The following is a 22,475-nucleotide window of genomic DNA, read 5'->3' on the forward strand; positions in this document are numbered from 1 at the left end:
CACTTCCATATACCGCTCCACATGGGACTGCCAAGTATATACCCGGCGCACATTGCGAATCCCCTGTTGCGAAAACGTTTGCCACCGTTGGGCGTCCCCTAAAATTTTGCTAATCTTCGCCGCAATATCCTGGGGTTCAAGGGGATTGACCAAGTAACCATTTTGACAATTTTTCAAAATATCCACTGGCCCCCCATCCTCAGTGGCCACAATGGGTAAACCGCTGGCCGCCGCCTCGATCAACGTTAAACCAAAGGGCTCCGTTAAGGCTGGATTTACAAATACCCCTTGGGAAAGACTAGCCAGCCGATACAGTTCCCCAATTTCCTGGGCAGACAAAAATTTAGGATAGGCCACTTTGCCATACAGGTTATACCGATCAATTGCCCACAACAATTCCGTAAAGATCGCCTGGGCATTGCTGCTTAAATCCCGTGGATCGTCTCGCGTACCCGAAAAAACAATCAAATTAGCCTGCTGTTGCAACGATGGTGATGTCCCAAAAGCTCGAATTAGGCCCAGAATATTTTTGCGCTGATCCAAACGGGACAAGGCTAAAATCATCGGCTTACGGGGTTCCTGCAAAAACACCGCCAATTTCTGCCAAACTGAACCTCGCCATTCATCACCCGTAGGAGGATAAAAACATTGCAGATCCGTCCCCGGTGGAATCACCCGCATATTTTCCGGATGGTAAAAATCGTACTGGGCATACTGACCCTGGATTTCCTGTTGGGTACTGGTAATCACCCTGGTAGCTGAGGCAAGGGTTTCTTCCTCCGCATTAATTCGCCGGGTTAAACGGTAACGACTCTCGATCAGTTCCCCTTTAACCCCACTGGCAAGCAAGCGCTTGCGTTTGCTGCGACCGAGGGAATGGCCTGTGTGAAATAAAGGAATTCCCAGATGATTCGCTAGACGGATGCCCACATAACCGGCATCGGCATAATGACTGTGGATCAGATCCGGGAGTCTGGGTTGATGGTTGAGATAGGTTAAAGTGTTGTCTGCGAAATTATCGAGGTAATCCCACAGTTCTTCTTTGGGAATATAGTCATCGATCCCGGCCGAGATGCGAATAATATTGGCTTTTTCGCTAATGGGTTCGCAGGACTGACCATAATCGGCACTCACTTTTGGGTCAATGATCTGCTTGGTAATCAAATCGACCTGTTCAATGTCTGGGTGCTGGGCCAGGGCAGCCGCAAGTTCGACCACATATTTCGTCTGACCACCCGTATCAGCATCACGACCCAATTCTAAATTTTGACTGCGGATAAGACCGTGAATACTGATTAAAACGATGTATCGAGGAGATTGGGGACGCATCATCGTTGCTCTGGGGGCATACCCAATATCAACCGTCGCAAGGGGTTTGGTTCTCGTTGAAAAATGAATCGCAAAACGCAACCAAAAGGTAACTGCTGTTGTGATGTTAGCGTACCCTTTAGCCCAGTAAGGATCCTTGAAAAATATCTTCATTAATCAAAAATTGGCCAAAGTAGGTCAATTTCTCTGGGCAATTTCCCTGGCTAAAGACCATAAAAAAACCTCCCCGGAAGGAGAGAGAATTTCATACAAATCTGTACCTAAAAATAAATGCTTATTTCGCCTTAGCTTGGTAACTGTTGAAGGTATTTTGTAGGAGCATCGCTACAGTCATGGGGCCGATGCCACCGGGGACGGGCGTAATCTGGGCGGCGACTTGGGCGGCCTCTGTGTAGGCGACATCTCCCACCAGGCGCGATTTACCCGTTGCCGTATCAACGATGCGATTGATGCCCACATCGATCACCACAGCACCGGGCTTGATCATGTCAGCGGTAATAAATTCGGGTCTGCCAATGGCGGCTACGAGAATATCTGCTTCCCTGGTCACCGCAGCGAGGTCTTGGGTGCGAGAATGGGCGATCGCCACCGTGGCATTTGCTTCTAAAAGCATCAAGGCAATGGGTTTCCCGACCAAAATACTCCGGCCCACCACCACGGCTTTTTTCCCTTCGAGGGGGATGTGATATTCCTTGAGCAGTTCCATTACGCCGTAGGGGGTACAACTGCGCAGGCCCGGTTCGGAGCGTACAAGATGGCCTAGGTTTAAGGGGTGCAGCCCATCGGCATCCTTTTCCGGAGCAATGGTCAAGAGCAAGCCCACAGCATCTAGGTGGGGCGGTAATGGTAATTGCACCAAAATCCCGTCAACCCGCTCATCTTGATTCAGGTCTTGGATCACGGCTTCAAGTTCGCTTTGGGTGGTATCGGCGGGAAAATGCTTACCAAAGGAGGCCATGCCAATCCGTTCACAGGCGCGTTCTTTGTTACGGACATAGGCAGCGCTAGCAGGATTATCCCCAACCATCAGCACGGCGAGACCGGGGGGACGACCCATTTTTGGGGTGAGGGCCGCGATTTGGGTTTTGAGGTTTGCTTGGATTTTTTGGGCAAAGCTTTTGCCGTCAAGGATTTGTGCCATGGATGTCGGGGATGCTGAGCATTTCGGTTGCCAAGTTTATCTTAGATCCGATGCTGGGGATAGGGCTTGAATCAGGCAAATTTAAGGAGTTGTAGGAGAATTTTTGGGGCGACGGCTGCGACTGCGTGGGGGTTGAAGGGCTTTTTTGATCAGGGTTGGAATTTCTTTAAGATTACGGCCAAAGGCGAGTTTTTCCCGTTTAAAGGCGCTGTGCATTTCCGCAGGGGTGTAAGTGTCGCTAATGCAGTAGGAAAGTTGGTTGGCGATGATGGTTCCGGCATCATAGCAACTGCGCTGGATGGGAGCGTGACTGCCACAGAGGTAAGTGACCACGGGGGTTTGGATCTGGTCGCGGATCAGAGGAATCAGATCGATTTCTTCTTGGGAGCCATAGCGACCTAAAAGGGCGATCGCCTTGGTTTGGGGATCTTGATCGAGGTAGTGGAGCCACTGGGCAAAATGGGAACCCGGCAGATCAGCGTTGCCCACATCCACCACATAGGATTGGCCTAAACCCGCTTGATTGAGCAAAATTGCCACTTCCTGGGAGAGGCTACTAAACCGACTGAGAAGCGCAACCTCACCGGGTTGGAAATGATTAACGAAGCTTGTCCCTAGCCACAGTTGCCCCGGAATCACGAGTCCACTGCTCCCTGGCCCTAGGATCTGCACCTCTTCTTGTTGGGCTTGGCAGAGCAGACGCACCATATCCAGGGGCGGCACTCCCGCAGAAACGATGATTAGTTGTTTAATCCCGGCGGCGATCGCCTCAAAGGCCGCATCCAAAACCTCAAAGGGTTCGACAAAGATCAAACTGGTGGTAATCTCGCCGACCTGGGCCTTGGCTTCCATGACTAAATCAAAAATGGGAATGCCGTCAAGGGTCTCGCCACCGCCCCCAGCACTGACGCCCCCAATAATCTCGGTGCCATAGGCGACCATCCGGGGGAGATAATATTGGGCGAGGGGCGTATGGATCCCTTGAATCAGAATATTGTGATTTGTGTGCCAAGCCATTGCCGTTGTGTCTAAGTCCTGTGTGTGAGAAAAGTTGAAAGGCGTTTTAGGTTCCGGGTTTACTGAGGGCGATCGCCTGTTTGACGGCGGCCTCTAAATCTTCTTCCCAATGGCAACCGGGCGCGATCGCCGGGTCAAGGGAAGGTAAACAGCGCACAATAATGTGTTGGGGCAACTCAGGTAGCTCTGGATCGGGGTCAGCATCCGGGGCGATCGCCAATTGGGGTAAACGGGCCGTTAAAGTTGCCAAAATGCGTTGGTTAATTTCTGCTTCCGCCACCAAGTTCAACAAAACCACCTTGATCTGCGGTAGTGCAGCCAATTGTTCAAGAATGATCTCGATCTGTTCATCTAGGTCGTAGGGTGAAAACACTCGACCCTGGGCGCGGGGGCCAAGGAGCCAACAACAGGCTGGATGACCCTTGAGATCATGGAGCATATCCCAAATCACCGCCGCTGCCCCCACCCCATAACAAACAATGCCCACCGCGCCCCCCTGGACATCATGTTGCCAAGAGAGGGGGGCCGCCTCTGGGGTAAAGCTGAGTTGGTTTTGGTGCTCGTAAAATAGGGCGATTTCAGGGTGCTTACGGAGAGCCGTATCGTGAACCGTGACCTTACCATCAAGGGCCATTAATTCCCCTGCTTGGTTAATGCCCAGGGGATTGATTTCCACCAATTCCAAGTCCTTGGCAAGGAGCAAATCGTACATTTTTTTGATGATGTCGCTCAAGGCGGGGACTAATGCGCCCCGGATACCCATTTTGTTGAGGAGATGGCGCGCTTGGAACGGGGAGAAAAAGTCTTTGATCACCACTTGATGGAGGTTCGCCAAAAGCTGATCGATTTCCATGCCGCCGTGGGCCGACCCCAAAAGCACAGGCCGCTGCAATTCGTAGTCTAAAACCACCGCCAAGAAAATTTCCTGCTTGCGCTCGTAGTGGGCCTCGGCCAGTAAAACATCAGGGTATTGCCCAGCGATCGCCAAATTAAAAATATTCCGCGCGGCGGCGATCGCATCGATGGTATTCTGCACCCGTTTAATGCCCCCAGCTTTACCCCGTCCCCCAGCCCGCACCTGGGACTTCAGCACAATGGGATAGGGAATTTGCAACTGTTTCAGTTCCCGGGGATCCGCAATAATCTGGGACGGCAACGTGGGTATCCCCACCTGTTCAAAAAGTTGTTTTGCTTGGTATTCGAGCAATTCCATTAGCGCAGAGGCAACCTCTATATTTCTCAACTCAAGCCTAACTTAAAACCTGAACCCTAGTCATCAAGGCCAGAGGTTCCAGTGCCGAGGCGCAATGATTGGGCTTTATCTTTTTTCACGTATTTAGGTAATTAGGCGAACAAGGGAAAAAAGTTAATTGCAGTTAAAGAAATGGTGTTTTTTAGATTAAGTTTTATCTGGGATCTCAACGGATTATTTAGGGTTGTTTGCACCCAATAAATTCTGAGCCATTCGCCCCCAAGACAAGCCATGGATCGCGGCGGTCTAGCCGGGAAAATACGCATCTAGCTTTTGTTTTAGGCGGATTTGGGCTTCAAACAGATTTGGGTAAGCTTCCCCCCGGTGGGTATGGTGATCGTAAAGGAGATTCTCGCCCGCAAAATGATCTGGATCGCAAACATAGCTGATTAGATTTAACCCCAAAGCTCGATTTTCAAAGATCAAGACCGGGAGCAAGGATGGGTCGGGCACGGCATAACCAAACCGGGCGATCGCCTTTTCTGCCACCGTAATTCCAATGATCGTTTCATCGCCCCAGAGAATCTCACTATCGGGAATCGTCAAAGCATAAAACCACAGGCGATCAAGGGCTTGCCAGTCCGTTGCCGTAGCCCGTTTGGTCAAATTTTCCCAGCGACTGGGGTCAGGTTTTAACAAGGTCGCAAAGGCTGCCACCAAACCATGACTCGGTTGATAGCCAGCGGCGGTACGGTGCAGTAACACCTCAACGTAATACCCCCGGCGCTGTTCTCGACAAATGACCTTGAGGCTCCCCTGGGCATCCGCAATTTCCCACCAAAGTAGTTGCAGAGGCTCCTCATAGGCTTGGGTACAAACCCGTTGGAGCTGGACTTCAGGATCTTGGCCCGTGGCGTGGGTCGTTGGGGACATGGACAAAAATTGGGTGGTGACAGAGCGAAATCTAGCTTAACCCCTAGGCCGATGAAAGAGAAAAGTCACCCCAGAGTTGAACCGTTGGGGTGACCGGACTGTAACGCCAAATCCTAAGTGACATACTCCCGACTCTGATGCTTATGCATACGGAGCGGGCTTCTCACCAACTCCAGCCATTGCTTCGGATACTCGATGAGCTTTATTAACGACACGAGATGCCCCTCCGCGCCGGAACAATACAAAAAAGATTTGTTCATCCTTTGTACTGCTGGAATTTTACCCGCCCACAGAGGCGACTACGAGCAGTCTGTTACTGGACGGAACCCCATATTCCAGGTTTTCAAGGTTCGATGCACAGGAAGCGATTAGCTTTTGTTGGTTTAACCTGTGCGCTACAATGGTAGCAAATTAAAAGCACATTGACAACTATGAAGCAAGTAACGACGCGAATATCAAGTAGGGAGTACGAACACCTGTCCAAGTTTTGCGAAGTAACGGAGAGAACTCAATCCGATGTTATTCGTGAGTTGATCAGAAAATTGTCAATCTCAGGGGTGTTGAACCCCATCGATTGACCACCTGTCCATCCCGACGCCGAAGTCGCGGGGCTTTCGGTGAAAAGCTAAATCATCAAAGTGCTATGAACCAACGATGCCGCCATCTTTACGGGTGATGACCACGGTGCTATCCCGGGGCACCATCCCACTCCCCTGGGGAGCCGGGAAATTGGTGGTGGCTGGGTTGCCGTTGCCTGGGTGCTGCACGTTAATAAACATCGTGCGACGCTCTGGGGTCACCGTAATCCCCGTTACTTCGCAATCAGTCACCCCAGTAAAGAGACGCCGAATTTCCTTGGTATTGGTATCCGCTACGAGCAGTTGGTCATTCAAGCCGTCCTTCTGGGCACCGTCGGTTTGGATAAAGAGACGGCCATCGGGGTCAGCCCATAGTCCATCGGGGGAGGCAAAAGATTCTTCGGTGCCATGGGTATCTTGGGCGATCGCAAAAATATCCCAGGTGAAGGTTGTCCCCACGTGGCGATCGCTATCCTGCCAGCGAATAATGTGACCATCGGGATTCGGTGCCAGGGGGTTCGCCGCATCAGCTTCCGTGCGACGGCTATTGTTAGTGAGAGCACAATAAACGTTTTCCTCGGTGCCGACAGTGATCCATTCCGGACGATCCATCGGCGTTGCCCCAGCCGCATCTGCCGCTAAGCGAGCATACACAAGGATTTCAGCCTGGTCTTGGAATTTTCCTTGTAAGGCTGGGTTATCCATGCTGAGGGGTAACCACTCTCCAGAGCCATCATCGTTGAACTTTGCGACGTACAACTGGCCTTCATCGAAAGGACTGATCCCCCGCGCCCGCATTGACTGCCAATTGTTTGCCGAAACGAACTTGTAAATGTAGTCAAAGCGTTCATCGTCACCCATGTAGCAGACCACACGACCACCACGGCCAACGACAATTTCTGCCCCTTCATGCTTAAAACGACCAAGGGCTGTCCGCTTCACAGGGGCCTGGTTGGGATCCATCGGGTCAATTTCGACGACCCAACCGAAGCGGTTTTCTTCATTTTTGTAGGCCGCCTTTGACAAGTCGAATCGCTCGTCATAGTTTGCCCAGCCATAGCGAGAACTGCTGGCGAGTCCATAGCGGGCCTGGGCTTCGGTGGGTGTCCATTCTCCGGTTGCCCCGAAGTAGGTGTTGAAGTTTTCCTCACAAGTGAGGTAAGTGCCCCAGGGAGTGTGACCGTTAGAACAGTTATTGATCGTCCCTTTCGGCGCATTGCCCGCTGCCGTTTTTAGGAGAGGATGATTTGCTGCAGGGCCACTGAAGGCCATGGGGGTATTGGCATGGATCCGGCGGGCATAGTTACTGCGCACCACTTCCCAAACGCCACGATTATTTTTCTTAATTTCAACGACGGAGGCACCATGGGCGTGTTGAGACAATCGCACATCCTCAAGGCTGGCGGGATCTGCTTTACCCAGGACATGTTCGTTGATGCCAAATTCGTGGTTAATCGCCAACAAACCATGGTCATTGTTTTTGCCGAGGGGGAAAAACCACATCCCATCATGGCCGATGCCGATCTGTTGGGCCTGTTCGTCGGCAGTGGGTCGGGTGTTGGGGTCGCCATTGTATTCGGGGCCACCGGGTTGGATGGGGGTGCCCCAGGGGATCAACACTTGGTATTGGTAATCACTGGAGATACTGGGGACAGGGCCATTACCTTGGGCTAAGGTTACAGCATTGAATCCCAACAGGGGACTGGTGCGCCGTTGGGCAACTTGGGTGGCGGCGGTGCTGGGTTTGAGGACGCTATTGCCGGCGATCGCCCCGATAAAACCAGCGGCGGAGAGCATCATGCTTTTTTGGAGCATACTCCGGCGGGAGAATCGCGCCTTGAAAATATCTTGGAAAGGACGATTATTTGAATAATTACTTCTGCCGTCGTCGTGAATCATGATTGTAGGGTGCTTAGTTTACAGCGTCTCAAAGATGTTTTAAGGAAGAAATATTTTAATTTGCCCCTGATTTTGGTTTTGAATATTGAGTGTTTAGTATAAAGAATTATGCCATTATTTTTTTATGGCGAATCAATTCCCGAAATACACTTTTATCCAAATGAATGTCCTTAAACAGGAAGTGGTTAGGGCCTTTCAAGTATTGTTTAAACAAAGGCTTTAGCCGTGGTTAGAAAACATCTAATCAGTTAAATGGGCAGACATAGAGGATGCCGATTACAATTATCGCCATGGGAATTAAGTAGAAATTAAGATTGGCCAGTTAAAACTTTAAATTTTCTTTCAATCCGTTTAAGAAAGAAGCTGATCTATTGAATTTAAAATCGATAATTACGGTATATTTTTGGGCTGCTCGTTTTGCGAACAGGCACCCGTCACTACCCCAAGGCGATCGCCCCGCTGCGGATTTTCCCTATAATGAGAGTTAACTTATGTAACAATGCCTGCTCATTTTCACCATGACTCAGCGCCTCCTCTACGTCCGCCTCCCTTGCAACCCCATCTTTCCCATTGGCGTGGTGTACCTAGCAGATCATGTCCATAAGCTCTTCCCAAACCTCGAACAAAAGATTTTCGACCTGGGGGCCGTACCGCCCCTGGACTACAAAAAAGCCCTCGATGACTGTATCGCCGCTTTTAAGCCGACGCTGCTGGTCTTTTCCTGGCGCGATATCCAGATCTATGCCCCTGTGGGTGGTCGGGGTGGTAACCCTTTACAAAATTCCTTTGAAATCTTCTACGCGAAAAATCCCTTCATTAAACTGAGGGGAGCCTTCGGGGGCCTGAAGGTAATGGCGGCCTACTACGGCGAACTGTGGCGCAACCTGGGACTCATCAAACGCGGTCTCCAAAAAGCCCAACAGTATAATCCTGAAGCCCAGATGGTCGTTGGCGGTGGGGCAGTCAGTGTCTTCTATGAACAACTGAAAACCGCATTACCGAAAGGGGCGATCGTCTCCATCGGCGAAGGGGAGACCCTACTAGAACGCCTACTCCGGGGCCAAGACTTTAGCGATCAACGTTGCTATGTTGTGGGTCAGGCAGAGCTACGCCCCGGCATGATCCACGAGGAACCCACTCCCATCGAAAAAACCGCTTGCAATTACCAGTACATTGCTGAAATTTGGCCGGAGTTTGATTATTATCTCCAGGAAAATGATTTTTACATCGGTGTCCAGACGAAACGGGGCTGCCCCCACAACTGTTGCTATTGCGTCTACACTGTCGTCGAAGGCAAGCAAGTCCGGGTCAATTCAGCGGCGGAAGTGGTGGCAGAAATGCGCCAACTCTACAATCGGGGAATCCGCAATTTCTGGTTTACCGATGCCCAGTTTATCCCGGCGAAAAAGTACATGGATGATGTGGTGGAGTTGCTCCAGACGATCCGCGATTCGGGCATGGACGATATTCACTGGGCTTCCTACATCCGCGCCGATAATCTGACCCCAGAGATCTGCGATCTGATGGTAGAAACGGGGATGAATTATTTTGAAATTGGCATCACCAGCGGCTCCCAGGAACTCGTGCGGAAAATGCGCATGGGCTACAACCTGCGGCGGGTCTTGCAAAACTGCCGGGATCTCAAAGCGGCGGGCTTTAATGATGTGGTCTCGGTGAATTATTCCTTTAACGTCATTGATGAGACCTTTGATACGATCCGCCAAACCATTGCCTACCACCGGGAACTCGAAAAAATCTTCGGGGTCGATAAGGTAGAACCCGCCATTTTCTTCATTGGCCTCCAGCCCCACACCCACCTTGAACAATATGCCTTTGATCAAGAAGTGCTAAAGCCGGACTATAACCCGATGAGTTTGATGCCCTGGACAGCGAAAAAACTCCTGTGGAACCCGGAACCCCTCGGTTCTTTCTTTGGGGAAGTATGTCTCCAGGCGTGGCGGCAAAACCCCAATGATTTTGGTCGGGAAGTGATGGCCATTCTAGAGGCTCGTTTGGGGCGATCGCCTTTGGAAGAAGCCCTAACAGCGAAAATTGTGTCCCAAAAGCCGACCCTGATCACTGCTTAAATGTTTAATCTCGGTGGGTCATGGGTTCGGAATCTTCAGGACTGGGGGTCAGCATTTGCGTTTGGCCAAATCTTTAATAAGATTGTCAAAAAAGCCTATTTACCCCGTCTGTTTACGGAGGAAAAGATCGGTGTTGAAGTCTTGCCCTAATCTGTGTCCCCTATTGGCTGTTCTTGGGGGATTTGTGCTGCTTTCGCCTGGGGCGATCGCCCAAGAAGTTTTCACCTTTGAGCCGTTACCCCCCGTCCCCCCAGTGATTCCCCTCTGGGAAGACCCCCCCGCCTCGGAACCTGTGTTTTACGATGGCCCTGCAACGACGGTGGCCCCTGGTCAAGAGTACATTTTTGAGGCTCCGGCTCCCACCGCGTCCCCTCCGGCATTTGTTCCCTCGACGCCGCGGTCAAGCGCCCGCTACCGGGTTGAAGTAGTCGGGTCTAGTCCCTTGATGTTGGCAACAGTGCGCCAGGTGGAACCAACTGCTTTCGTGAAAGGCGATCGCATCCAGGCTGGTTTGTTTTCTGAGCGCGAAAATGCAGAAACGCTGCGGGCCAACCTCCAAGCCAGCGGCATTGCTGCCCAAATTACAGACATGGGTTCCGGGGATTCATTCGCTGCCAATAGCACCACAGCAGCCAGTAGCCATGGGGGTTATTTTGTGGCGATTCCCAGCCGCGGCCAAGGCCAAGATATCCAAGACCAACTGCGGCGCATGGGCATTCAACAGGATTTGATCGAAGCAAAAAGCGCTCCCCGGGGGCCTCACATCGCCATCGGTCCTTTTGCTCAACGGGAAGAGGCAGAGTTGATGAATGTGCGAGTCCGACTGATGGATCTCGATGGTCGCCTGTATTTCCGCAACTAGCTTTCATCGGCTTTCCCTTACAATCGAAACGCACTTGATTTGTCGTTTTTTTCAGAAAAACCATGGTCACAACAAACCAGCAAGCCATTCAAATTGAACGTCAACCTAGCCCAGAACGATTAGCGGCACTGGGGGTCAAAACTTGGGGCATTTGGACGAAGGAAGTCTCCACCTTTCCCTGGTCTTACGACGAAGCGGAAACCTGCTATTTCCTTGAGGGGGAAGTGACTGTAACCCCAGAGGGCGGCACCCCGGTCACCATGGGTAAAGGAGATTTAGTGACCTTTACGGCGGGCCTGACCTGTACCTGGGAGATTACCCAACCTGTGAAAAAGCACTATTCCTTTGGGTAATCATTGAGGCGATCGCTCAGGGCAATCCATTGTAAAAGATCCACTTCTTCCCCCCTCGCCTGGGGACTAATGTCGAGATCCGCAAAAATTGGATCGAGAATTTCTGGCTTGTAAAGGCTTTTAAGGTTATTGCGCAGCATTTTGCGTTTGCTGGCAAAGCCCACCTTAATCAGGGTTGCGAGTAGTTTGGGGTTCTGGGCTGGCTGGGCGAGGGGCCGGGGCCGTAGGCGCACCACCACGGATTCGACCTTTGGTTTCGGGTAAAAGGCCTTCGGCGAAACGACACAAACCGTTTCACAATCGGCCAAATACTGAACCCGCAGAGTCAAGGCCCCAAAGGCTTTGGTACAAGGATGAGCCACTAGGCGATCGCCTACTTCCTTCTGAATCAGCAGCACAATCGACTCAAAGGGATTCGGGTTCGGTCGGTCAATGGTGCCCAGGAGCTTCTCTAAAATCGGCCCGGTGATGTTGTAGGGAATATTTGCCACCACCTTGCGGGGGTTCTGAAATTGGGGAAAATCCCCCAAAAATTCATTAATATCTGCCTGGAGATAGTCCGCTTCGAGGAGTAAAAAATTATGGCGATCGCCATAATTTTTGACCATGTACTTGCATAGATCCCGGTCAATTTCTACCGAGAGCAAGGCTTCTACTTGAGGCAATAAACGGCTGGTTAACGCCCCTTTCCCTGGGCCAATTTCCAAGACCCGGTCTGTCGGTTGCAGGTTTGCCGCCGCAACAATCTCATCTAAAATCTGTTGATCCGTCAGCCAATGTTGACCAAACCGTTTTCGGGGGCGCATCGTTTTGTCTCTCTCCATCCAGGGGCAGGGGTTTATTTTACAAGCATTTTCTACCCCTAAATTTTTTCCCCACTCAAGATAAACATCGGGTCTACCGCCGCAAACACCTGGCGCATTCCCTGGGTTTCTAAACGGTTAATTGCCGCCTGAACCACTTCCACATTCCGGGCCTGCAGTTCCGAAAAACCCTCCGAAAGCTGATAAAGCTGCTCCAAGTTAGTCGCCATCGCCACCGCTCGGCCCCCTTGCCGTAAGCATTGCCAAGCCTCACTCAACAGCACTTTGATCGGTTTGCCACCCCCAAGACAAATCCGATCCGGCTTCGTGGCAATCTGGGCAAAACATTCCGGTGCATTCCCCTCAATCACCGTAATATTGTCGGTTTGAAAATGTGCACAATTGCGACGCACTAAATCCGCGACCTCCTCATCCCGTTCAACGGCGATCACCTGGGCTTGGGGGCATAAAAGGGCGATCTCAACGGAAATTGTCCCCGTCCCGGCCCCAATATCCCAGAGTACAGAATCCGCCTCCATCCGTAGGGCCGAGATAATCAAAAGCCGCGCTTCTCGTTTCGTCAGGGGAATGCCCGGTAAACGTTTAAATAGGTGATCCGGAATGCCAGGGGTCTGGTAATGCCAAGCCATAAGTGCTGCTAAAAAATAAAAACTATAGGGTTGCAAACGCATCCGTTGCGTTCAATAATTCCGTTTGAATCCCCGGTTCAAAGGCCGAGTGACCTGCCTCCGGGACAAGGACAAACTTTGCCTCTGGCCAGGCTTGATGGAGTTCCCAGGCACTGGTCATCGGACAAACCACATCATAGCGACCCTGGACAATGACTGCCGGTAAATGACGGATGCGATCAATGTTTTCGAGGAGTTGATTTTCCGTGGCAAAAAAACCTTTATTCACGAAGTAATGGCATTCAATCCGGGCAAAGGCTTCGGCAAATTCTGGGCGTGCAAAACTCACTTTACTGGCCGCCGATGGGATTAACCGACTGGTGCTACCTTCCCACACAGACCAGGCCTGGGCTGCTTCTAGGCGAATGTGGGGATCGGGACTGGTTAAACGTTTGTAATAGGCACTGACGAGATCGTGACGTTCTTCGGGGGGAATCGGTTTGAGATAACTTTCCCAGGCATCGGGGAAAATTTCGCTGGCCCCGTACTGATAGAACCACTGGATTTCTTTTTGACGGAGCATAAAAATTCCCCGCAGGATCAGACCAAGGCAACGGTCTGGGTGGGTTTGGCTATAGGCGAGGGCGAGGGTACTGCCCCAACTGCCGCCAAAGATAAACCATTGATCAATGGCGAGATGGTCACGGATTTTTTCGATATCTGCAACGAGATCCCAGGTGGTATTTTCCCGTAATTCTGCCCTGGGGGTACTCTGGCCTGCGCCCCGCTGGTCAAACAGGATAATGCGCCATTGTTGCGGATCAAAAAATTGGCGATAGATCGGGGGACAGCCACCCCCAGGGCCACCGTGGATGAAGACGACGGGTTTACCATCTGGATTACCGGATTCTTCGTAATAGAGGGTGTGGAGCTCAGAAACAGGGAGTTTGTCGCTGTGGTAGGGCTGGAGAGGGGGATAGAGGTTGCGCATGGCCGAGGTGAAGGGGTGGGCGTAGTTGAATCGTGCCAGAAACAGCGGGCGATCGCCAATGGGTTGGCTGTCCTAGAGGGTGCTGGCGAGATAGTGACGGGTGACGTAATGGTTCACCATATCAATCAGTTTTTCACTGTGGATCGGCTTGGGGAGGTAATCTTGGAAACCATGTTTTTGGAGTTTTTGCCACTGGTCATCGCTGAGGCGATCGCCCGTCAAAAGCGTGGGAATTTGTTGGGTTTGGGGAGCCATTTTGAGGCTATCGATAATGTCTTCAATTTGAATTTTATGTTGGTGGGCATCGAGAATCACTAAAATCGGCTGGAGAGCACTAATCTGACGGCTGGCAATTTCGCTATCAATCAGCCAAATCACTTGGTAGTTCGTCGCCGTTAACAACTCACAAATCAGGGTTGCCATTTCTTCATCCTGGGAAACCAGCACAATGGTGCCGCCTTGGTTACCGCCCACACTCCCCTTACCCACGGGGTGAAGATTGCGGGGCACTTGGTTGGGGATGCGGACGGTGAAGATGGAGCCTTTTTTTGGCGTGGAGGTGACGTGGATTTGTCCCTGGTGAATTTCGACGAGCTGTTTGACGAGGGCTAAACCAAACCCCGCCCCATCGTAGCGACGACTCATGGAAGGTTCGAGTTGCTGGAACTGCTCAAACAGGAGGGGAATTTGCTGGGGGGGGATGCCAATGCCCGTGTCTTTGACCTGGAAGCTGACATCTTTTTGTTTTTCGCGCCAAATACTGAAAGTAACTTCGCCACCGTGGGAGGTGAATTTAATCGCATTGGACAGGAGGTGACTGAGGATTTTTTCCAGGCGGATCGGGTCGGCGTAAAAGGAATCTTGTTCTGGTTCTAGTTGATTGATGAATTTAAGGCTGATCCCCTGGCGATCGCCTAATTCTTGGAACCCATTGAGGACGCGGCAACACAATTGTTTCAGGGAAAATTTCTGTAAATCCAACACGGAGCGGGCCGCTTCCGTTTGAGAAAAATCAAGGATATCTTGGAGCAAATTACGCAGGCGAGTGCCGCTTTCATGGATGGTTTGGAGATAGACGCGCTGTTTTTCGGGGGAGAGCTTTTTCGAATTGTCGTCGGCTGTCCAATAGCTGAGGGTATTCGAGAGGCCAATGATCGACGTGAGCGGAGTCAAAAGCTCGTGGCTCATGATGTGGATAAATTCTTTTTTCGATTGGCTGGCCACTTGGGCAGAGAGGAGGGCATCTTCTAGTTCCCGGGCGCGGCGTTGGGCGAGGGTCTCAAGGCTGGTTTTTTGTTCTTGCAATTGCTGGTAAGAACGGGCTTGGAGGATGGCGATCGCCAAATATTCCGCCACGTGGGTCAGGAAAGTAATTTCATTTTTGCGCCAACGGCGGGGGCCATGGCATTGGTGGGCGATGAGCAAACCCCAGAGGCGCTGCTCGACGATGAGGGGCACTACCAACTTCGCCTTGACCTGCATCCCTTGGAGTTGTTGCTTAAAACAGGGACTGAGGTTTGGTTGGGTCTCGATGTCATTTACCGCCAAGTGCTTCCCATTCAGATAGGCATCTTTGATCAGTTGATTATTCGTCAGGCATTCATCTTGGTCAAAATGCAGGAGGGAAGTGACTTTGTCTGAGGACACCACTTCAAAGGTGACGCGATTGACGAATTTCTCTGGATTCGCCGTCGGTAAATCGAGCTGATAAACCAGCAGCCGATCAACCCGCAAGAGGCGCTGGGCTTGTTCGAGGGCCATGCGTACCGTCACCATCAGGTCTTGGTTTTGGTAAATGCGATGGGTGACATTATTGAGGATTTTTTCCTGTTCTAGGCGCTGGCTCAGCAACATATTCAGGGGTTGGTTGGGCACCACCGCCTCGTCAGGTGCAGTTTCTTGGATGGACGGCGATCGCACAATCTCCAAGAGGCCCACCATCAGATCCGGCGGAATCGCAGAGCGTTGGGGCAAAATCTTTTTTCGCAGGGCCTTCAATTGGGGAAAGTCCACATGACTACCGAGGAGGGTCGCAATCAGGGGGGCGATCGCCTGGGGATCAAACGCCATAGAAATTTCATACTGTTCCCCTGGGGCTGACGGCGTATCCGGAGTAACTGCGGCGGGATCAATAGCCTTCGCCCACAGCAGAGCCGTAAAATCCGTTTCGATGAGGAGGTGAAAAACGTCGTAGTCGAGGGCCAACCCTGCCTCTTGTAACTGGGCACCACTGATGTATAGGCGATCCTGGGGGTCGATGCCAATGCCAAACCGCCGCCAAAGATGACACAGCTGTTGCAGCACATTCCAGGGGGCAGTCCAAGCAATATCGGGGGTAATGGCGTTAAGAATCATGAATTACGTCAAGAGACCAATCAGACAGACCTCGTTGCTGTCTAGCATGGCCCTAATTTTTGGCGGGAGCTTTAGATCTAAGCTTTTCTAAAGAAAGTTTATGGCAAGCTGAGGGGTTGCCGAAAGAATCTTCTTGTCTTGAAACGAAACGTGTCAAGGGCAGAGGATGATCAAGCCTGACTTGGCGACAGGTATTTTTTCGGTAGGATGATATCATACAAGGCTTTTGCCTTCCTTTCGCGCTCCTATTGTAGGTTTCGCCGATGTTCTATAGTTTTCAAAACCGCATCTCTATCCCAGGGATTTCCCCATTGGCCCTGGGTTTCGCCTCTAGATCTTGTTTGGGTCTGGTGGGCTTAGTTGGACTATTAAGCTTGACGCTCCCCCAGGCGATCGCCCAAGCACCGCCCCAACTGACCTGTGATTATGCCGAGCTTCCCCAAGACCCAGCGATCACCCCAGAAATGTCTTGTATGCTCCGTTTTGATGCCATTGAAATTAATGGCCTAGAACCCTTAAGTTCCGGTCAACCCCCCAGCCGCTATTCCTGGTTTATGCGCCAGGCCGAAGACCGCACCGAATTGCTAATTCCTTTATTATTTAGGCAAAGTCCCACCCCCAGCACTTTGGATCTTTTGGTACTTGGTCAAAATGATGTGGCGGTAGCCCCTCTATTTAATCTGCGTATTTCCCAACAGGATTGGCAACGGAACCCCAATATCAAACAGTGGGCCAGTTATTATCCCGAAGTAGATGTCCTCCTGAACCTCAGTCAGCCCGTAGCGAGTAACGAAGCTGCAACATCGCCAGCATCGCCAACCCCAGAGACAATCACGCCACCCCCAAGCTTAGATACGACCCCAACCCCAAGCGAAGGGTTAGTTCCCGATGCGGGGATTCCTGCTTTACCTAGCATTCCTACCCTACCAGACGTGGAAAATGTGAGCCCCCCAGCAACCACAGCACCATAAAAAAGTTCCCATGACCCTTGGAAAAGCCATAGGAAACTATTTTTTATTTCTAAGTTACTAATCAGGCAACATTCAAGGTTTGGGGCCTAGGCTGAAGCTGAAACTTCTGGCTTAACGGCTTGGTTCAAAAGTTCCTGGAGTTCATCGCCTTCAATGACCTCTGTATCGAGGATTTTTTGGGAGATGGTTTCGAGTAAATCTCGGTTGGCCCGCAAAATGGCGATCGCCTGATCATGGGCAATCTCGACAATTTCTTTCACCTCTGCATCGATGGCCTGGGCTGTCTCATCGCTGACCATGCGCCGGGGATTCATCATACTTTCACCGAGGAAATTATTTTGGGAACCCCGTTCATAGGCGAGGGGGCCGAGGACTTTGCTCATGCCGTAGGTGGTGACCATCCGTTCGGCGAGATCCGTGGCCCGTTGCAGATCGTTGGCGGCACCTGTGGTGATCGAACCAAAGACAATTTCTTCTGCGGAACGGCCTCCGAGTAGGGTGGCAATCTGGTCGCGCATTTCCCGCTCATCCATTAAAAATCGGTCTTCCGTAGGCATTTGTAGGGTATAACCCAAGGCTGCCATTCCACGCGGCACAATGGAAATCTTGGCAACTCGGCCTCCCCCAGGCAACAAAGCACCAACAAGGGCATGACCGACTTCGTGATAGGCGACAATTTTCTTTTCTTTGTCCGACAAAACCCGGCTTTTTTTCTCCAGGCCAGCGACAACCCGCTCAATTGCTTCTGAAAAATCCGCTTGGGTCACCTTATCGCGCTTATTACGAGCCGCTAGCAAAGCTGCTTCGTTAACAAGGTTTGCCAAGTCAGCCCCCGCAAATCCAGGGGTGCGAGTCGCAATTTCTTTTAAATTGACTTCGTTATCGAGTTGGACTTTGTTGGCGTAGATTTCGAGGATCTTCAGACGTCCGCCGAGATCCGGGCGATCCACTAAGACTTGACGGTCAAACCGTCCTGGGCGGAGCAGGGCAGGATCAAGGGTTTCGGGGCGGTTCGTTGCAGCTAGGACAATCACGGTGGCATCGCCCGCCGAAAAACCGTCCATTTCGGTTAAAAGCTGGTTGAGGGTTTGCTCCCGTTCGTCATTGCCCCCCATCATACCGCCACTGGCCCGGGATTTGCCGATGGCATCTAATTCATCGATAAAGATAATACAAGGGGCTTTTTTCTTGGCTTGTTCAAAGAGATCCCGTACCCGGGCGGCACCGGCACCGACAAAGAGTTCAACAAATTCCGAACCAGAAATACTAAAGAAAGGCACGCCAGCTTCGCCAGCAACGGCCTTCGCCATGAGGGTTTTTCCAGTTCCCGGAGGGCCAACCAATAACACCCCTTTGGGAATTTTGGCACCGATCGCCGTGTAACGTTGGGGGGTTTTGAGAAATTCAACAATTTCCGTGAGTTCGGTTTTGGCTTCCTCGACACCAGCCACGTCATCAAAGGTAATTTTTGTGGCTTCTTCCTCAACGTAGACTTTTGCTTTGCTGCGGGTAAAGGAGAGTGCTCCCCCGGCTCCCCCGGCACCGCCAGCACTGCGCCCAATGAAAAATTGCCAGATTAAGACAAAAATAATCGGCGGGATCACCCAACCCAAGATATTGCCGAAGAAATTATTTTTTGGGGGTGGTGCGGCAAATTCAACGCCACTGGCTTCGAGACGCTTGGGCAAATCTAGATCAAAAATGGGAGTGGTGCGGAGGATTGTGCCCTGTTGTTCTTCGCCTTCGGTTTTGAGTTGGTAACGGATTTCGCGATCGCCAACGGAAGCGCGGGCCACCTGACCATCTTCTACCTGATTGATAAAAAGACTGTAGGGCACCTGGGGGGTCGGATTACCAAACAAATTGGGGAAAAAGGCATTCACCAGGAAAAAAAGTCCCGTCAGCCACAACAAAATGGAGCCAATTTGCCTCGTCCGAGAGGGGGGTTTATCTTTGATGCTCATAGCAATGTTGTCCGCAGAAAGCTTTGTATTCCCCCATTGTAAAGATCGTTACATTTTTGATACAACGCGGTTAACCGAAATCAACGGTTCGGCTTCAGACGAGATCATTTGTGTTAGTGGGCTAGGGCTTGGCCAAGGTATTTAGGCGCTTTAGGGGCGATCGCCAAGGCATCTGTTACGCGCTACTTTCTTCATTTTTTATGCAAAAGAAAACGGTAGACAGGTTCGCCTTTGTTGGCCGTGGCGACTTCCCGCTCCGTCGGCACTGGAAAAATATTCTCCTTTAGCCAAAACGAATCATGGGTGAGGATGAATTTTTCATGCTCCAGAAATTTTTCTCTCATTTCTAAAGCAACTTCTTCAACGTCCGACTGACAAAACAAAACCAGCTTTTGGGGTGTATGTTTCGCCAGAATATCGACTAGATCTGGTTGCACAACCCGGCGTTTGTGGTGCTTTTTCTTAAACCAAGGATCAGGAAATTGAATCGTGATCCAAGTCAAAGTTTCCGTCGGCAAGGAGTCCAACAGCACCTGGAGAGAAGTATTAATATTCGCAAAAACGTAGTGAAGATTTTTTAGCCCCAGTTGATCCCGGATTTCGTTGGCATCGTCCACGAGGGGTTCGCGAATTTCTACCCCAACAAAATTACGCTCTGGAAACCGTTGGGCCATCTCTAAAATAAACCGCCCCCGCGCACAACCAATATCGAGGTGTAAAGGAGCCGTTAGATCAGCAAAAAGATCTGACCAATCTGGCATCTGAAACACCTGTTGATACTTATCGGTTAAGGGATTGACATGCTGTCGAACGCGCGATCGCCCCACGAACTCACTCCTTAAAAATGTCCAACGAAAAAATTTGCCATCCCATTGTGCCACGTCCCCCACGCTAAACTTGGATATGCTTAAATGAAAAAGAGCAAAAACCCTTTGCCCTTCGTGAACCCCTCAACTTTTCGGCAGACTATGGCAGAAACCACCGATCCCAAATCCAAAGCAGCCCCCGCCGCGAAAAAAAAGGAAAAGCCCCCCGCAGTAGAAGACAAACCCTTTGCGGAGTTTATTGAGAATCACTTCCTCCCGGATCTACAAACTGCCCTCAAGGAAAATGGCATTGGGGACATGGGTCTCAAATTTATCGAAACGAATATTCCCATTAAAGGTTTAGAATCCCAAGTCTGCTGGCAGGTTCAAGGCAGTTGGCTCAACAACAAACGGCAATTTATCCTTTATTTCATTGATGCAGACATCAAAGGTCAGAAAGCTTGGTCTTTTGCGACGGATGGCTCCCCCCACAGCACCCTAGAGTCTTTCATGATCGATGAACGTCGGGTGAATCTTCCCTTGATGGTCGGCTATGTGCTCCAGCGGCTCAATGGCCAAAAATGGTTAGTTCTCAACTAAGGCGCGGCGCGATCTGTACCGACAAGGTTATCCATGAGCGATCCTGAGGCCCTCAAACAGTTACTCGAAGCGGTGGCCCAGGGGGTAGTTAGTCCCCAAAATGCGCTGACAGAGCTGAAGCATTTGACCTTTGAAGCTGTGGGTGACTTTGCCAAAATTGACCACCACCGCCAACTGCGCACGGGCTTTCCGGAAGTGATCTGGGGGCCAGGGAAAACGCCTGATCACATTGCCCAAATTATGCAAACGATGGGCGATCGCCACCCGGTTGTCATGGCTACCCGCATTGATGTGGAGACCTACCACCAACTGCAGCCCAAGGTACATAACCTCACCTATTTCCCCGAAGCCCGCATTTGTGCCCTCATCCAGGCACCGCCCCAGGTACGCCATCGGGGGACGATTTCGATCTTGACCGCTGGCACTGCCGATCTCCCCGTAGCCGAAGAAGCGGCTGTCACCGCAGAGTTATCGGGTTTTGTGGTAAATCGCCTTTGGGATGTGGGGGTGGCCGGAATTCATCGTCTTTTAAGTCATCGCCATGTAATCGAGCAAGCAGACGTTCTGATTACGGTGGCGGGCATGGAGGGGGCTTTGCCTAGCGTGGTGGCAGGTTTGGCCGATTGCCCTGTGATTGCGGTGCCCACCAGTGTTGGCTATGGAGTGAGTTTTGGGGGCGTTTCTGCTCTGCTGACCATGCTTAATTCCTGTGCGGCGGGCATCGGTGTGATGAATATTGATAATGGCTTTGGGGCGGCGATCTTGGCGGGACAAATTTTGCGGACGGCGGCAAAGTTACGCTAGAGGGTCAAACGCAACAGTGAAAAATCGTCTTCGAGGTGATTTTGGTGCAGGCGATCGCCAATGCTTTTGACCAGAGGCTGGAGAGAAGTGCCTTGGAACCGCTGTAGAAAGTTCAAAAACAGATTCCATTGCTGTTTGTGGTTTAGGGCCGCCGTATTTTCATAGACCCCATCACTAAACAAATACAAGCGGGAATTAAACGGCAGATAAAGGCTATGTTCTTCGTAGATGCTGAGGTCGGGTGGCAACATCCCAATCGGGAACCCCTGGGCCTTTAATAATTGCGGCGGTTCACCAGTATTGGGCTTCACCAGAACCGCCGGGGGATGGCCCGCACAGGCATAGGTAACAATCCGGTCATCCACGTCATAAATCCCATACCACATGGTGAAGTATTGCCCTTGCTGTTCGAGAAATTGGCAAGTGCGGTTGAGGTGATTCAGAACAGCCTGGGGGCTGCGGTAGTCAAGACCTTTAGTTTTGTTCCGCGATCGCAGGAGGTTCAAAATACTAATGGAAGGAAGTGCGGCTTTGAGGCCGTGGCCCGACACATCCAAAAGATAAAACACCAGTTCCTGGGGACTGAGCCAAAAATAATCAAAGCCATCGCCCCCCAATTGGGAAGACGGAATAAAGCAGCTATCGATCTGTAAATGATCTTGATAGAGGGGGTCTGGTAAAAGGGATTTAACGTATTGGGCGGCTTCGGTCAGTTCCGACTCTAAAGCGCGTTTCTGGGCAGTCAGATCCTGGGTGAGACGACAGATTCGCAGGCCAGATCTAACCCTGGCTTCTAGTTCGTGGCTGCTAATGGGTTTACAGAGAAAATCATCGGCTCCCGCATCTAAACCCATCACCTTATCTTCGACGGCATCTAGGGCACTCAACAAAATAAAAAAGGTAGTCGAGAGATCGGGGTGTTGTTTCACTGCTTGACAGACTTCAATGCCATTCATTTCCGGCATCATCCAATCGGAAATGATGAGATCGGGCCGGGTGGCGATCGCCAAGTCCAATCCCGTTTTGCCATCACTCGCAGTGGTGACTTGATAACCCTTACGTTTGAGGGTCCGTTCCAAGAGAACCCGCATGGCAAGGTCATCATCAATGACAAGAATCTGAGGCATTACTTAAGCTAAACTACCAAGGGAGACTATCCCT

General features: G+C 51.2%; 19 protein-coding genes. 6 read left to right on the plus strand and 13 right to left on the minus strand.

Features of this window, described 5'->3' with window-relative positions; all coding sequences use genetic code 11:
• The 6 genes from AACR41_RS03020 to AACR41_RS03045 form a co-directional block, all read right to left on the minus strand.
• The coding region (locus tag AACR41_RS03020; protein WP_030007810.1) for a glycosyltransferase at positions 1–1,332 on the minus strand (1,332 nt) is incomplete at its 3' end.
• Positions 1,333–1,603: 271 nt separating this feature from the next.
• Positions 1,604–2,470, minus strand: coding sequence for a bifunctional methylenetetrahydrofolate dehydrogenase/methenyltetrahydrofolate cyclohydrolase FolD (gene folD / locus AACR41_RS03025; RefSeq protein ID WP_012306517.1), 867 nt, complete (start codon positions 2,468–2,470; stop codon positions 1,604–1,606).
• A gap of 81 nt (positions 2,471–2,551) precedes the next feature.
• On the minus strand, positions 2,552–3,487 hold the full coding sequence (locus AACR41_RS03030) for a succinate--CoA ligase subunit alpha (protein ID WP_030007811.1): 936 nt from the start codon (positions 3,485–3,487) through the stop codon (positions 2,552–2,554).
• Positions 3,488–3,533: 46 nt separating this feature from the next.
• Positions 3,534–4,700 (minus strand): ATP-grasp domain-containing protein, encoded by a 1,167-nt coding sequence (locus AACR41_RS03035; RefSeq protein ID WP_030007812.1) that lies wholly within the window; start codon positions 4,698–4,700, stop codon positions 3,534–3,536.
• Positions 4,701–4,985: 285 nt separating this feature from the next.
• The gene (locus AACR41_RS03040; RefSeq protein WP_030007813.1) at positions 4,986–5,612 is read right to left on the minus strand and encodes a hypothetical protein; all 627 of its coding nucleotides are present in this window, start codon (positions 5,610–5,612) and stop codon (positions 4,986–4,988) included.
• A 641-nt stretch (positions 5,613–6,253) separates the two neighbouring features.
• The gene (locus AACR41_RS03045; RefSeq protein WP_030007814.1) at positions 6,254–8,089 is read right to left on the minus strand and encodes a PhoX family protein; all 1,836 of its coding nucleotides are present in this window, start codon (positions 8,087–8,089) and stop codon (positions 6,254–6,256) included.
• A gap of 518 nt (positions 8,090–8,607) precedes the next feature.
• Here AACR41_RS03045 and AACR41_RS03050 point away from each other — a divergent pair.
• The 3 genes from AACR41_RS03050 to AACR41_RS03060 all read left to right on the plus strand — a co-directional run bounded on the left by AACR41_RS03050 (position 8,608) and on the right by AACR41_RS03060 (position 11,391).
• Positions 8,608–10,176, plus strand: a complete 1,569-nt coding sequence (locus tag AACR41_RS03050; protein WP_030007815.1) for a photosystem II high light acclimation radical SAM protein — start codon at positions 8,608–8,610, stop codon at positions 10,174–10,176.
• 130 nt (positions 10,177–10,306) lie between these two features.
• On the plus strand, positions 10,307–11,038 hold the full coding sequence (locus tag AACR41_RS03055) for an SPOR domain-containing protein (protein WP_152551022.1): 732 nt from the start codon (positions 10,307–10,309) through the stop codon (positions 11,036–11,038).
• Between the two features lie 62 nt (positions 11,039–11,100).
• On the plus strand, positions 11,101–11,391 hold the full coding sequence (locus AACR41_RS03060) for a cupin domain-containing protein (protein ID WP_030007817.1): 291 nt from the start codon (positions 11,101–11,103) through the stop codon (positions 11,389–11,391).
• Here AACR41_RS03060 and rsmA read toward each other — a convergent pair.
• The 4 genes from rsmA to AACR41_RS03080 all read right to left on the minus strand — a co-directional run bounded on the left by rsmA (position 11,376) and on the right by AACR41_RS03080 (position 16,169).
• Positions 11,376–12,197 (minus strand): 16S rRNA (adenine(1518)-N(6)/adenine(1519)-N(6))-dimethyltransferase RsmA, encoded by an 822-nt coding sequence (gene rsmA, locus AACR41_RS03065; RefSeq protein WP_030007818.1) that lies wholly within the window; start codon positions 12,195–12,197, stop codon positions 11,376–11,378. The genes AACR41_RS03060 and rsmA overlap by 16 nt on opposite strands.
• Before the next feature lie 56 nt (positions 12,198–12,253).
• A complete protein-coding gene (gene cbiT, locus AACR41_RS03070; protein WP_012306526.1) occupies positions 12,254–12,844 on the minus strand; it encodes a precorrin-6Y C5,15-methyltransferase subunit CbiT in 591 nt (196 codons plus the stop codon).
• 22 nt (positions 12,845–12,866) lie between these two features.
• Positions 12,867–13,814, minus strand: a complete 948-nt coding sequence (pip, locus tag AACR41_RS03075; protein WP_030007819.1) for a prolyl aminopeptidase — start codon at positions 13,812–13,814, stop codon at positions 12,867–12,869.
• Positions 13,815–13,886: 72 nt separating this feature from the next.
• On the minus strand, positions 13,887–16,169 hold the full coding sequence (locus tag AACR41_RS03080; RefSeq protein ID WP_030007820.1) for a hybrid sensor histidine kinase/response regulator: 2,283 nt from the start codon (positions 16,167–16,169) through the stop codon (positions 13,887–13,889).
• A gap of 263 nt (positions 16,170–16,432) precedes the next feature.
• On the opposite strand from AACR41_RS03080, the gene AACR41_RS03085 reads away from it, so the two are divergent.
• On the plus strand, positions 16,433–17,140 hold the full coding sequence (locus tag AACR41_RS03085; protein WP_030007821.1) for a hypothetical protein: 708 nt from the start codon (positions 16,433–16,435) through the stop codon (positions 17,138–17,140).
• Between the two features lie 86 nt (positions 17,141–17,226).
• Here AACR41_RS03085 and ftsH4 read toward each other — a convergent pair whose 3' ends face one another.
• Together ftsH4 and trmB are read right to left on the minus strand one after the other, a co-directional pair.
• Positions 17,227–19,104, minus strand: a complete 1,878-nt coding sequence (ftsH4, locus tag AACR41_RS03090) for an ATP-dependent zinc metalloprotease FtsH4 (protein ID WP_030007822.1) — start codon at positions 19,102–19,104, stop codon at positions 17,227–17,229.
• 191 nt (positions 19,105–19,295) lie between these two features.
• Complete coding sequence (gene trmB, locus AACR41_RS03095; protein ID WP_030007823.1) at positions 19,296–19,931, minus strand: tRNA (guanosine(46)-N7)-methyltransferase TrmB; 636 nt, start codon at positions 19,929–19,931, stop codon at positions 19,296–19,298.
• A gap of 141 nt (positions 19,932–20,072) precedes the next feature.
• Between trmB and AACR41_RS03100 the strand changes: the two genes are divergently transcribed.
• The gene (locus AACR41_RS03100) at positions 20,073–20,510 is read left to right on the plus strand and encodes a DUF2996 domain-containing protein (protein WP_030007824.1); all 438 of its coding nucleotides are present in this window, start codon (positions 20,073–20,075) and stop codon (positions 20,508–20,510) included.
• 33 nt (positions 20,511–20,543) lie between these two features.
• Positions 20,544–21,314, plus strand: coding sequence for a nickel pincer cofactor biosynthesis protein LarB (gene larB, locus AACR41_RS03105; RefSeq protein ID WP_030007825.1), 771 nt, complete (start codon positions 20,544–20,546; stop codon positions 21,312–21,314).
• Here the strand turns inward: larB and AACR41_RS03110 are convergent.
• Positions 21,311–22,441, minus strand: a complete 1,131-nt coding sequence (locus tag AACR41_RS03110) for a PP2C family protein-serine/threonine phosphatase (protein ID WP_012306534.1) — start codon at positions 22,439–22,441, stop codon at positions 21,311–21,313. The genes larB and AACR41_RS03110 overlap by 4 nt on opposite strands.
• Positions 22,442–22,475: the final 34 nt, after the last annotated feature.

This window comes from Picosynechococcus sp. NKBG042902, from assembly GCF_963864045.1.
Lineage (GTDB): Bacteria > Cyanobacteriota > Cyanobacteriia > Cyanobacteriales > MRBY01 > MRBY01.